The organism is Flavobacterium columnare, assembly GCF_014844295.1.
Taxonomy (GTDB): domain Bacteria; phylum Bacteroidota; class Bacteroidia; order Flavobacteriales; family Flavobacteriaceae; genus Flavobacterium; species Flavobacterium columnare.
In genome coordinates, this window is sequence record NZ_CP054494.1 from 2,795,595 (window position 1) to 2,809,320 (window position 13,726).

General features: G+C 30.4%; 12 protein-coding genes. All 12 read left to right on the plus strand.

The annotated features are described in order from the left end of the window. The first annotated feature begins 12 nt into the window (after positions 1–12). The 12 genes from HUE53_RS12235 to HUE53_RS12290 are packed head-to-tail and all read left to right on the plus strand — an operon-like array spanning position 13 to position 13,723. Positions 13–2,634 carry a TonB-dependent receptor domain-containing protein gene (locus tag HUE53_RS12235; protein WP_192188537.1) on the plus strand — a complete coding sequence of 874 codons (2,622 nt, stop codon included), beginning with the start codon at positions 13–15 and terminating at the stop codon, positions 2,632–2,634. A 13-nt stretch (positions 2,635–2,647) separates the two neighbouring features. After that, entirely contained in the window at positions 2,648–3,445 is a 798-nt protein-coding gene (locus tag HUE53_RS12240; protein WP_077225254.1) for a HoxN/HupN/NixA family nickel/cobalt transporter, read from the plus strand. Positions 3,446–3,452: 7 nt separating this feature from the next. Continuing rightward, positions 3,453–4,277 (plus strand): SDR family oxidoreductase, encoded by an 825-nt coding sequence (locus HUE53_RS12245; RefSeq protein WP_192188538.1) that lies wholly within the window; start codon positions 3,453–3,455, stop codon positions 4,275–4,277. A gap of 3 nt (positions 4,278–4,280) precedes the next feature. Next, a complete protein-coding gene (gene cobA / locus HUE53_RS12250; protein ID WP_065213574.1) occupies positions 4,281–5,069 on the plus strand; it encodes a uroporphyrinogen-III C-methyltransferase in 789 nt (262 codons plus the stop codon). Then, the gene (locus HUE53_RS12255; RefSeq protein ID WP_014164618.1) at positions 5,059–5,997 is read left to right on the plus strand and encodes a sirohydrochlorin chelatase; all 939 of its coding nucleotides are present in this window, start codon (positions 5,059–5,061) and stop codon (positions 5,995–5,997) included. The genes cobA and HUE53_RS12255 overlap by 11 nt, the downstream gene beginning before the upstream one ends. A 35-nt stretch (positions 5,998–6,032) precedes the next feature. Next, positions 6,033–6,740, plus strand: a complete 708-nt coding sequence (cobI, locus tag HUE53_RS12260) for a precorrin-2 C(20)-methyltransferase (RefSeq protein ID WP_107317795.1) — start codon at positions 6,033–6,035, stop codon at positions 6,738–6,740. After that, positions 6,737–8,101 (plus strand): precorrin-3B C(17)-methyltransferase, encoded by a 1,365-nt coding sequence (gene cobJ, locus HUE53_RS12265; RefSeq protein WP_097609593.1) that lies wholly within the window; start codon positions 6,737–6,739, stop codon positions 8,099–8,101. The genes cobI and cobJ overlap by 4 nt, the downstream gene beginning before the upstream one ends. 1 nt (position 8,102) lies before the next feature. Further along, complete coding sequence (gene bluB, locus HUE53_RS12270) at positions 8,103–8,753, plus strand: 5,6-dimethylbenzimidazole synthase (RefSeq protein WP_014164615.1); 651 nt, start codon at positions 8,103–8,105, stop codon at positions 8,751–8,753. An 8-nt stretch (positions 8,754–8,761) separates the two neighbouring features. Then, entirely contained in the window at positions 8,762–10,015 is a 1,254-nt protein-coding gene (gene cbiE, locus HUE53_RS12275) for a precorrin-6y C5,15-methyltransferase (decarboxylating) subunit CbiE (RefSeq protein WP_097609592.1), read from the plus strand. Beyond that, positions 10,008–11,843, plus strand: a complete 1,836-nt coding sequence (cobM, locus tag HUE53_RS12280; protein ID WP_192188539.1) for a precorrin-4 C(11)-methyltransferase — start codon at positions 10,008–10,010, stop codon at positions 11,841–11,843. The genes cbiE and cobM overlap by 8 nt, the downstream gene beginning before the upstream one ends. Positions 11,844–11,875: 32 nt before the next feature. After that, positions 11,876–12,634: a precorrin-6A reductase gene (gene cobK, locus HUE53_RS12285; RefSeq protein ID WP_097609590.1), complete on the plus strand. Its 759-nt coding sequence runs from the start codon at positions 11,876–11,878 to the stop codon at positions 12,632–12,634. 3 nt (positions 12,635–12,637) lie between these two features. Beyond that, a complete protein-coding gene (locus HUE53_RS12290) occupies positions 12,638–13,723 on the plus strand; it encodes a cobalt-precorrin-5B (C(1))-methyltransferase (protein ID WP_065213577.1) in 1,086 nt (361 codons plus the stop codon). Positions 13,724–13,726: the final 3 nt, after the last annotated feature.

Genomic DNA, 13,726 nt, shown 5'->3' on the forward strand with positions numbered 1-13,726 from the left:
AAAAAATCAAACATGTCAAAGGATCTATCAAAGATTAAAAAAATCATTTATTTATGTAATGGTACTTGTTGTACTGATAATGGAGCAGAAGAAAATATTAAAACGCTTCGAAAAAGCCTGACACAATACGAGCTAAATGATGAAATTCATACCATTCGAACGAAATGTCAAGGATTTTGTAAAAAAGGCCCCATTGTAAATATCCAACCTGAAAATACTTGGTATAAAGAAGTGAATATCGAAACTTCAAATAAAATTGTAACAACTCATATTCTAAAAGATACATTAATAAAAGAGCAGTTACTTTTTTCTTCAAATAGTACAAAAGATGATTTTAAACCTCAAAAAAATAAAAGCAATTTCATAACTAAATTGTTTAATTTAAGTTGTTTTTTACTTTTCCTATTTTTATTTCAAAAAACACAAGGACAAAGTAGTATTAACGGTTTTATTATAGACGCAACGAACCAAACCAAAATAGAAGGAGCCACAATAAAAATAAAAGAATCTGGCGAAAGTACTATATCACAAGAAAATGGAGTATATAAGTTGCAATCCGCTTCAGAAGGAATAAAAACAATTGTCGTTTCTCATATAGGTTATAATGTATTTACTACAAAAATAAATTTCAAAAAAGACGAACAAAAATCACTAAATATTTCCTTATTACACAATGTAATGAACTTAGAAGAATTGGTTATTTCTGCTTTATCAATCAAAAAACAAGAAAACAAAATAGATCAAATCAGTTTACAATTACAACCTATAAAATCAGCACAAGATTTACTTAGAGCCGTTCCAGGGCTATTTATTGCACAACATGCAGGTGGAGGAAAAGCGGAACAAATTTTTGTAAGAGGAATTGATAACGATCACGGAACAGACTTTTCTATTCAAATGGATGGTATACCCGCTAATATGCCTTCTCATGCACATGGACAAGGGTATGCGGATATGCACTTTATGATTCCAGAAACCATTGGTACTGTTAATTTTTTTAAAGGACCTTATGAGGCCTCTCTTGGAGATTTTTCAGTGGCAGGAGCTGCTCAATTTAATTCTAAATACCGTTTAGAAAATAATATAGTAAAACTAGAATCGGGCTTGTTTAATACACAAAGGGTTTTAACGATGCTTCAAATTTTAGATCAAAAACACTTAGTTTCTAAATGGAATGACAACGCTTATTTTGCCTCAGAGTATAATTATACCGATGGTTTTTTTGAAAGTAAATTAAAATTCAAACGTTTTAATTTTTTTGGAAGATACAACGCACAACTTACCCCAAAAACAACACTTATACTATCAGGATCTTATTTTTCAAGTACTTGGAATGCTTCTGGACAATTGCCATTACGAGCTATAGAAAAAGGTACTTTATCTAGATACGGTGCTATAGATGATTCAGAAGGAGGAATAGCATCAAGACTCAATACAAACGTTATTTTAGATACTAAACTAAAGGAAAATCAATCATGGAAAAATCAGTTTTATTATTCCAAAAATATTTTTGATTTGTTTTCAAACTTTACTTTTTTTATGAATGACCCTATCAACGGAGATGAAATATTACAATGGGAAAAAAGGGACTTATTTGGATTAAAAAGTACATATAATAGACTCGATAATATAAGTTCAACAAAATTATCATCAGAAGTTGGATTCGTCACCCGAACGGATATATTAGGATTAGGAAGAGATTATGTTCTACGAAGAGCATTTTTAAGCAAAGCCGCAAATGATGACGTAGCTATTACAAATTATAGTTTATATTTAGATGAAGATTGGCAATTTGCACCTAAATGGTCACTTAAATTGGGTTTTAGAAATGAACTTTTCAATTTTTATTTAAAAAATAAAATAGAGGATAACAATTCGGGCAAAAAGACTGTTTATCGTTTTAACCCTAAAGCACAAATTCATTTTACTCCAACTTCTAATTTTTCAGTATATGCAAAATGGGGTATAGGTTTTCATTCTAACTATGCACATACAGCGGTTAGTAAAGATCCTACTGCCACGAATCCTGTTCCACAATCAGAAAGTGTTGATTTAGGTTTTATAATGAAATTGTATAAAAAGTCTATTTTTAATTTTACAGCTTGGTGGACAGATAGTGGCTCAGAATTTAAATTTATTTCAGATGATGGAAGTTTTGAAAATTTAGGATCAAGTAGAAAATATGGAATAGATGCCTCTTTAAAAATTCAATTTACAGATTTTTTATGGGCAGATACAAACCTAAATTATGCCTATAGCTTTTTAAGAGAAGCTCCAAAAGAAAAAAATCTAATTCCTTTATATACTAGATGGAACTCAACAGGAGGATTAACCTTAAAACTAGAAAATGGGATCAACGCTAGTTTACGTTACCGTTTTATGGGAGAACGTCCTGCTATTGAAGATGGCTCAGTATATTCTAAACCTTATACTATAGCAGATGTAGTTATTAGATATACCAGACCACGATACGAAATTAGTCTTTCTACCGAAAATATATTTAATACAAAATGGGATGAAGCCCAATTTTATGATCAATCACAATTAAAAAATGAAATAGAGCCAATCATAGATTTTCATAACACCCCTGGAACACCTTTTTTCCTAAAAGGAAGTATTTCTTATTTCTTTTAAATTTTAGCCCATTATGGAACTATTAAATAATAATTTATCTGCATTACTAATCCTACTTATTTTAGGTTTACGACATGGTTTAGACCCAGATCATATTGCCGTAATAGACAATTATACCTATCGTTTGCACGAAAATAAAAATACATGGTCTAGATGGGTCGGAACCCTATTTACTTTAGGCCATGGCGTAATGGTAACATTGATAGCTTTAATTTTAAGCTATTTAAAAAATAATTTTCAAGTTCCTATTTGGGTTGATTGGGTTCTTAATTGGTTGCCCATGTTTTTATTATTACTAATGGGAATAGGAAATATAAATTCTTTAATATATTCCCGAAAAAACAATTCTTGGAGCCTTAAAAAATATTTAATACCTAAATTTTTAGATAAAAAAGTAAGTCCCATTACAGTATTTATAACAGGAATTGTTTTTGGATTTATATTTGATACCTCTTCCCAAATAGCTGCTTTTGGCTTAGCTATTTCAGGTACCAATCACTGGTTATTTTCAGTTATAGGAGGAATTGTTTTTTCTATAGGACTTATTTTTACAGGAACAATTGATTCCTATTTATTAAGTAAATTATTAAAAACATTTGATCGTACGAAAATTCAAAAACATCGTTTTAAACTAAATATATTGATTACAATAATGTGCTTTATCATTCCTATTTATAAAATAGCAACTGTTTTTAAACCAACTATGGAATTAAACGATTTAGAAAACAATTTAGTAGGCTTAGGATTTTTAGGAATCATTCTTATTTTATATTTTGATTTGTATCTTCGTTCAAAAAAGCAAATAAAGTAAAACAAAAATGCAAAAAATAAGTCTATTAGGTTGCGGTTGGTTAGGATTGCCTTTAGCAGAAAGCCTTATAAAAAAAGGGTTTTTGGTAAAGGGATCTACTACCACTCTTGAAAAAATACCTTTATTGCAAGAAAAAGGTATTTTACCTTATTTGGTTTCTATAACTGATACCCACATTGAAGCAAAAGACATAGCAGATTTTTTAGATTCAGATATTCTGATAATTAATTTTCCACCCAAAAGAAGAGCTGATATTATTACATATCATACAAAACAATTTGAAAAATTAATACCTGAAATTCTCAAAAGTAAGATACAAAAAATACTTTTAATTAGTTCTACCTCGGTTTATCCTAATACCAATAAGATAGTAACAGAAAAGGAGACAGGAACACCCGAAAAAGAAAGTGGAAAGGCTTTATTAACAGTAGAAAAAATGCTTTTAGATCAAATTAAGTTTAAAACCACTATCATCCGTTTTTCAGGATTAATAGGTTATGATCGAATGCCAGGACGTTTTCTGGCTGGTAAAAAAGAGGTTGAAAATGGAGAAGCACCTATAAATGTAATTCATCAAGACGATTGTATTAATATTATTGAAACTATTATAAATAAAGAAATTTGGAACGATGTATTCAATGCTAGTGCAGATCTACACCCTAAACGAAAAGAATATTATGAATTAGCCGCAGAGAAAATAGGATTAGAAAAACCAACATTTGCAATTACCCAAAAAATAGTATATAAAATTATAAATTCAGACAAATTAAAAACTAAATTGGGGTATCAATTTAAATATCCCAATCCGTTGGATCTGTTAAATCAAGAATAGAATATGGATTCAGAATACAAAAAACAAACTACTATAACCATTGTAGGTGCTGGACCAGGAGATCCTGACCTTCTTACTGTCAAAGCAGTTAAAAGAATTCAAAATGCCGATGTTGTTTTATATGATAATTTAATATCACCAGAAATTCTAGATTTAGCTTCTCCCAGTGCACAAAAAATATATGTAGGCAGAAAGTATGGAGATATAGAAGATGCCATGAAACGTCAAGATACGATTCATGAATATTTTCTTCAACATGCCAAAGAAGATAAAAAAATTGTTCGTCTAAAATCAGGCGATTCCTTTATTTACGGAAGAGTAGCAGAAGAAATCCGATTTTTAACCCAAAAAAAAATTCCTTTTGAAATTATCCCTGGAGTTACAGCAGGAATTGCAGCAGCCAACTCTCAACATATTCCACTTACAGAACGAAACAAAACCAATTCCGTATTGTTTTGTACAGGACATACCGCTACATACGACTTTGAACAGTTAGAAGCGTTAGCCAATATGCTCAAAACAGGAACGACACTCATCATGTATATGGGATATAAAAATTTAAAAGAAGTAATTATTACTTTTAAAAGAATTACCCCAAACGAAACCTTATATATTTCGGCCATTTCTAAAGTATCCCAAAAAGAAGAAACCATTTTTACAGGAACTCTAGACGAAATGGAAAAAAAATTAGAAATAAAAACAGTTCCAATGCCTGTAGTTTTTATAGTAGGAAAATACGCTTTCCCTATAGATCATAATCCCATTAAAATAGTAGAAGACAATGAATGCTAAAAAAGGAATCCTAATTTGTGGACACGGAAGTAGAGACCCAGAAGGAGTTACTGGATTTAAAGAATTAGTACGTCTTTTGAAATTGCGTTATCCAAATTATGAAGTTGATTATGGTTTTTTAGAATTTGCGCATCCTATTTATGCCGCAGCAGTAGAACGTTTATACACTAACGGAGTTCGTGAAATAATAGCTATTCCTGCGATTCTTTTTGCAGGAAGTCATGCTAAAAATGATATTCCTTATGAAATGAATACACTTCAAAGTCAGTATCCCGATCTAAAAATTAGATTAGGAAAACATTTTGGAATAACCCCTTCAATACTTCAACTTTCTAAAAAATTAATAGAAACAGTTGAAGCTAAACTAACAACTATAGAACGAAAAGAAACCTGTCTATTAGTGGTAGGAAGGGGTACTGCTGATCCTGATGCCAATTCAGATATTGCCAAAATGACCCGAATGCTTTGGGAAGGTATGGGGTTTGGTTTTGCAACAACTACCTATATAGGAGTAACACAACCTTTATTAAAAGATACCTTACCTTTGGTAGATACTTTACCCTTTAAACGCGTTATAGTATTACCTGTTTTTTTATTTACAGGAGTTTTACTAAAAAAAATATATAATCAAATAGAAGAATTTGCAGAAAAATCAAATACTGAATTTTGCTATACAACCTCTTTTGAATGTGACGAATTCCTTTTACAAACCATTGATGATCGTATTATAGAAACGGAACAAGGAAATCCTAATATGAACTGCCAGTTATGTAAATATCGTACACAAATCATAGGTTTTGAAAACGAAGTAGGAAAAGAACAAATAGGACATCACTTAGCGGTAAAAGGAATTCTATTTGAAGAAGAAGAAAAAATAGTCACAAAAAAAACAATTCTTACAAGCCTAAAAAAAATATTAGGAATTTAATACACAAAATTAAAGATAAATAGAAAAAAGTATTAATGAAGAAAGGAAAAATATATGCCGTTTCATTAGGTCCTGGAGATCCAGAACTAATTACGATAAAAGGCTTAAAAGTACTTCAACATGCCGATAAAATTTATTATCCAGGATCTTTATTAGCTAACGGGAAAAAAACAAGTTTTTCTTTACCTATTTTGAAATACCATCAGTTAGATGAAAATAAATTAGTAGGTATGTTTCTACAAATGTCCGATGATAGAACCCAAGCAGAAATAACTTACGCAACTACTTTTCAGTCTATGCTAAAAGATTATAACGAGGGACTAACAATTGTCTTTGTAAGCGAAGGAGACAGTTTGTTTTACAGTACCTTTGCTTATCTGTTAGAGCATATTCAAAAACACCAACTGGATGTAGAAATTATTGCAGGAATTCCATCTTTTATATTAGGAACTGCAGAATATCAAACTCCTTTAGCCATATTAAACGAAAAAATTGCCATTATCCCTAGAATAAAAAATAATAATGAGCTAGAAAAAATACTAAAAGACTATGAAACAGTCGTACTTATAAAAATACGAAGTGTACTTCATAATTTAATATCTTTTCTAGAAAAAAGTCATCTAACCGTTTTATATGGCGAACGATTAGGAACTACCCAACAATATATTACTTCTAATATAAATGATATTAAAAACAGAGAGATACCTTATTTCTCATTGTTAATTATAAAAAAAAGAAAATGAAATTAAGCGTAGTAGGTATCGGACCTGGTGGTCAAGAGTATATTTTGCCTTTTGCACAAAATGTTTTGGCTGATGCAGATGTAGTTATTGGTTATCAGTATTATTTTCAATTTATAGAACATTTATTAAAAGAAAATTGTGAATGTATAGGAAAAGAATTAACAGAAGAAGAAGCGCGAGCTGAATTAGCTGTTAATGCTTGTCAAAGAGGAAAACATGTAGTTGTAATAAGTTCAGGAGATGCGGGCATTTATGCCATGGCATCCTTGGTTTATCAATACGCCAGTACGCAAACAGATAAAGAAATAGATTTGCAAACAATTCCAGGAATTAGCGCATTTATAGCTTCTGCAGGAAAATTAGGAGCACCTCTAGGACATGATTTTTGTTGTATTTCATTGTCTGATTTAATGACCCCTTGGACTACAATAGAAAACAGGATTTATGCTGCCGCCAAGGGCGATTTTGTTACATCACTATACAATCCAAGAAGTAAAAAACGCTTTTGGCAGCTCAATCGTTTTAAAGAAATTTTTCTAGAATATCGTCATCCTTCAACTCCAGTTGCCATAATTCGTCAAGTTACACGTCCTGAAGAAAACATCATTATTACTACTTTAGATACATTTGATACCAACGTAGTTGACATGTTTTCCCTTGTAATGATAGGAAATTCACAAACCTACCAATTCAAAAATTTTTTAATAACACCTAGAGGATATCTAGCCCGAAAACCTCATACAGGGCAAGAAATCCAGGATGAAAGTTTCCGTCAAATCAGAGAACATTTACAAAAAACAAATCTTTCAGAAGAAGATAAATGGGCTGTAATACGTTGTATACACACCACCGCTGATTTTGAATACGAAGATCTTTATATATCTAATAATGACGCTATAAAAAAATGGAATAATTATCTCCAAAAGGGAGGAACCATTATTACCGATGTTACGATGGTACAGTCGGGCATTACCAAAGAATACTCAAATAAATACAAAAACCAAGTACTTTGTTATTTAAACGAACCTGAAGCAATAGCATTAGCTCAAAAAGAAAATATAACACGTAGCCAAGCGGGAATTAGGCTAGCATTTAAAAAACATCCTAACGCTTTGTATGTTATTGGTAATGCACCTACAGCACTATTTGAATTGTGTGAACAAATATTAGATAAAAAATGCACTCCAGTAGGCGTAATTGGGGTTCCCGTAGGATTTGTTAATGTAATTGAATCAAAACTAAAATTACAAGCTTTAACAGCTATTCCCTATGTTCTTATTAGAGGACGTAAAGGAGGTAGTAATGTGGCAGCAAGTATTGTAAATGCAGCTTTTACAGTTCATACAATAAATAATAATTAAAATGAAAAGCGGAAAACTATTTAGTAAAGAAGAAGCCAACCTATTAGAAGAAATTATTCTAAATAGAAGAGATGTAAGAGGGAACCACTTCCTGAATAAGACAATCGAAAAAGATTTACTAGATAAGTTATTATTCTCCGCATTAAACGCTCCATCTGTAGGTTTTTCTCAACCATGGGAGTTTATAATTATAAAAAATAAAACGGTTAAAGAAAAAATAAAACAAAGCTTTGACGAGGAAAATCATAAGGCCATTGATCATTTTCAAGACAAAAAACAAAAAGAATATATAAAATTAAAATTAGAAGGTATTATAGAAGCCCCTATAAATATAGCTGTATTCTACAAACCTTCTGATAAGCCTGTATTAGGTCAGACCAGTATGTCTAAAATGGGGTTATATAGTGTAGTGTGTGCTGTTCAAAATATGTGGCTTACAGCTCGTTCATTAAATATAGGAATGGGGTGGGTAAGTATTTTAAATGAAGAAAAAGTAAAAGCCATTTTAAACGTTCCTAAAGAAAATAAATTAGTAGCTTATTTATGCTTAGGATATGTAGATAAGTTTTATACTCAACCAGAATTAGAGCTAATCAAATGGGAAAAAAGAAAAGAAAAAGACAGTGTGGTCAGAATAATTGATAATGAATAAATAATAAAATGACTCATAATTTATCCTTTACATTACCATTTAATACTCATAATTGTCAATTGCCGACTATAGATTATTACGTTATTGGAATTCCTAATAATCCTCATTTTATTCTAAGCGATGAAGTAAAAAAAATAGTAAAAGAACATCACGTTTTTTCAGGAGGCAAAAGACACTATGAATTAATAAAAGAAAAACTTCCAATTAATCATCAATGGATTGAAATTGCGAAAGAAATGCCTCTACTTTTTGATCAATACAAAAAAATAAATAAGCCCATAATTGTTTTTGCCTCTGGAGATCCTTTATTTTATGGCTTTGCCAATACTATAAAAAAAAATCATCCAAATGCAACCATAAAAGTATACCCCAGCTTTAATAGTTTACAACTATTATGTCAAAAAAAAACCATTCCATATCAAAATATAGTTAATACCTCAATTCATGGACGTTCATGGAAAGAACTAGATATAGCACTTATTAATCAATCAAGCCTAATAGGCGTTTTAACAGATCATATTAAAACGCCAAGTATAATAGCTCAACGAATGCTCGACTACAATTTTAATAACTATGAAATGATTATAGGAGAAGCATTGGAAGCAGAAAATGAAAAAATAACCACTTTAAGTCTAATAGAAGCAACAAAAAAAACATTTGATGTACTAAATTGTTTGTTACTTATAAAAAAAGAAGAAAAACAAAAAAAATTTGGAATTAGAGATATTGAATTTATAGGTTTAGAAAATCGTCCCAACATGATTACCAAAATGCCTATACGATTAATTAGTCTTTCTCAATTAGATTTACACAATAAAAAAACATTTTGGGATATAGGATTTTGTACAGGATCCGTATCTATTGAAACAAAAACACAATTTCCACATTTAAACAGTATTGCCTTTGAAAAACGAGAAGAATGCAGTACCATCTTTGATATCAATACAAAAAAACATTCCACACCAGGAATCACTAAAATAATAGGTGATTTTTTTGAAATAGATTTAAGTACACTTCCTGTTCCAGATAGCGTTTTCATTGGTGGTCATGGAAACAAATTAGAAGAACTTATTCTATTAATAGATCAATACCTTTTATTAAATGGAAGAATTGTAATAAATGCCGTAAAAAAAGAAAGTAAAGAATGCTTTATAAAGAGTGTTAAAAACTTAAATTACGATTTATTAGAACCAATAGAAATAACGATAGATACACATAATCCAATTACCATATTAACAGCAGAAAAAAAAAGAAATGAATAAAACAGCAATTATAGCAAGTACTGATAAAGGTATTGAACTTGGATTAATCATTCAAAAAGAGTTTCAAAAATCAATTTTAGTATCTACTAGAAAGAATAACGATATAACGCAAATAGACTCAATTCATACTTTTTTAGAAAATAATTTTTTTAAATTTGATTCCTTTATTTTTATTGGAGCATTAGGAATTTGTGTAAGAAGTATAGCACCCTATATTCAAGATAAAATAAAAGATCCTGCTATTATTAATATAGACGATGCAGGAAAATTTGTGCAATCAGTATTATCAGGACATTTAGGTGGTGCAAATACATTAACGCATAATCTTTCTAAAGTAATAGGAGCACAAGCCATAATTACAACATCAAGTGATGCGCAAAATATTTGGGCTCTAGATACTTTACCAAAAGAATACAATTGGAAAAGTAAAAGTACTATAGAAATGAATAAAATCATTTCTATATTTGTTAATAATAAACCTACCGCATTATTATTAGACATAAAAGATAAAGGCAGTGCTTTTTTAGAAAAAAACAAACCTCATTTTGTATCTATTTATTATCATTACGATGCCATTGACTTTTCTAAATACGAACTTCTAATAGCTGTAACTTATACAGTGTATGAAGCGCCAATTCCAGCATTATATTATTATGCTCCCGTTATTACTATGGGAATGGGATGCTCTAGAGGAATTGAATTCCATTTATTAGAAAAATCCGTTAAAAATCAATTACAAGAACAAAATATAGCTGTAGAATCTATAAAATCATTAGGCTCTTTAGATGTAAAACACGATGAAACAGCCTTTATAGATTTAGCAAATACCTTAGAAATTCCATTCATTACTTTCACTACAGATGAATTGAATTCAAAAATACCCCTAAATCCTTCAGAAATAGTTATGAGCAAATTGGGTGTTTATAGTGTTGCAGAGTCATCTGCAATGCTATTAGCACAGAACAATGAATTAATTTTAGAAAAGAAAAAAATACACCTAGTCTCAGGTAAAAAACACACCATTGCTCTAGCATTAGATAAAAGAGCACAACGAAAAGCAGAAATTATAATTGTAGGAGCAGGTCCAGGAGCAGCTGATTTAATTTCTGTAAAAGGAAAAGAACTATTAGAAGAAGCTGATTTAATTTTATACGCAGGAAGTCTTATTCCTACAGAACTAACACATTATGCAAAGCCTAATGCTATTGTACGCAATTCAGCTAGTATGACTTTAGAAGAACAAATAGAAATTATGAGTACACACTATGTTAAAGGTCATTTAATTATTCGTTTACAATCAGGTGATCCTTCTATATATGGTGCCATTCAAGAGCAAATGACCCTTTTTGATGAAAAAGGGTTTGATTACTCCATTGTTCCAGGTATTTCTTCCTTTCAAGCCGCCGCCGCCTATCTAAAATCAGAATTTACCATTCCTGAGGTAGTACAAAGTATTATTTTAACTAGAGGAGAAGGGAAAACGCCTCTTCCTAAAAATGAAAAACTAAATGAAATGGCAAAACACCAAGCCACCATGTGTCTTTTTTTAAGTGCTACCATTGCCAAATCCGTTCAAGAACAATTATTAGAACATTATCCAGAAGATACACCAGTGGCTGTATTGTATAGAGTTACGTGGCAAGATGAAAGAGTATTTGTAGGAAAACTTACGGAATTAGCCCAAATAATTAGAGATAACAAATTAACCTTAACAACTTTAGTAATTGTTGGAGCAGCCATTGGAGCAAGAAAAAATCGTTCGTATTTATACAATCCCGAATGGAAACATATTTTTAGAACAGGAAAAGAAGTAAAAATCAAAGGTTAATCTGATATTTGTAATTCTGAATTAAATAAAAAATGATATTAGTTTTTGGAGGTACTACAGAAGGGAAAAAAGTAGCAAAGTTTCTTGAAAAAGAAGCTTTATCTTACTTTTACTCTACTAAAACGGAAATCAAATGGGATGAAGAGTACTCATTTGGAAACTACCGTTTTGGAGCGTTCACAACTAATGAACTTGTTGAATTTTGTACAAAAAACAAAATTCAAATAATAATTCATGCTTCTCATCCTTTTGCAGAATTATTACATGAGTGTATAGCCCAAGCAAGTCAAATTTTATCAATTCCAGTAATTCGTTTTGAAAGAAAATATCCCGAAAAAATAATTTCTAAAGAGATTATTTATGTAAAAAATTACAAAGAAGCTATTGATTATTTGATGGGCGGCACTTTTTCTAATTTGCTTGCACTAACAGGAGTACAAACCATAGAAAAACTAAAACCTTATTGGGAAAAACATTCTACTTATTTTAGAATTTTGCCTCGAAAAAATTCAATAATAATAGCAGAAAAAGCAGGTTTTCCAACAAAAAAAATAATTATGGAATATCCAAGTAATGATTTAAATCATGAAATTAACACCATAAAAAAATACAGTTGCGATGCTATTATTACCAAAGAAAGTGGTGAATCTGGTTTTTTATCAACAAAGATAGAAGCAGCAAAAAGAAACAATATTCCAATTATTATTATTCAAAGAAAACCTTTGCCTAATAGTTTTTTACTCGTTTCAAATGAAATAGATTTGTTTAATGCTATAAGTTTAATAAAATAAAAAATGTCTTTAATTCCAATACCTAAAGGACCTTTACGCCATGGTTATACAACAGGTGCTTGTGCTACTGCCTGTGCTAAAGCAGCCTTTATAAGCCTTTTGGAACAAAGAGAAATTACAGAAATAGAAATTACCTTGCCCTTAGGCGAAAAGGTAGTATTTAAAATGACATCTTCTATTTTTAATTCAGACTATGCAACTTGTACTACCATTAAAGATGCAGGAGATGATCCTGATGTTACACACGGTGCCACTATTGGTTGTACCATTTCATTAAATGAAACAAAAGAAATTCATTTTTTACAAGGTAAAGGGGTAGGAGTAGTTACCTTACCAGGATTAGCCATTGCAGTTGGAGAACCAGCTATTAATCCTATTCCAAGAAAGATGATTACAGATACCCTTAATTTTATAAAACATAAATTTCAATGCAATAAAGGTGTAAATGTTGAAGTTTTTGTAGAAAAAGGAGAAGAAATTGCTCGAAAAACACTCAATTCAAGAATTGGTATTTTAAACGGAATTTCAATTTTAGGAACAACCGGAATTGTAAAAGCCTTTAGTTCTTCAGCCTATATTGCCAGTATTACCCAAGGAATAGATGTAGCTATAGCTAATGGTTGTACAGAAATTGTGATCAATTCAGGAGGACGATCAGAAAATTTATTAAGAAAGCAATTTTTAAATTTACCCGATTTTGCCTTTATACAATATGGTAATTGGATTGGAGATACCTTAACAAAAATAAATTCAGTTTCATTAAAAAAAGTAACTATTGGAATCATGATAGGCAAAGCAGCTAAATTAGCCCAAGGAGAACTAGATACCCATAGTGGAAAATCTACATGGGATAAGGAGTTTATTTATCAAATGGCTAAAAACTGTGGTTATACAGATAAACAATGTACTCCTGTTTTAGAATTAAATATGGCAAGACGGCTTACTGAAATTTTTAATTTTACACTTGAAGAGCCTTTTTTTTACTCTCTAAGACAACATTGTTATAATGTTTGTAAACAACATATTCCCAATGTAGAATTAAATATACTTTTAATTGATGCAAATGATCAAATAATAGGTTTTAACTAATTC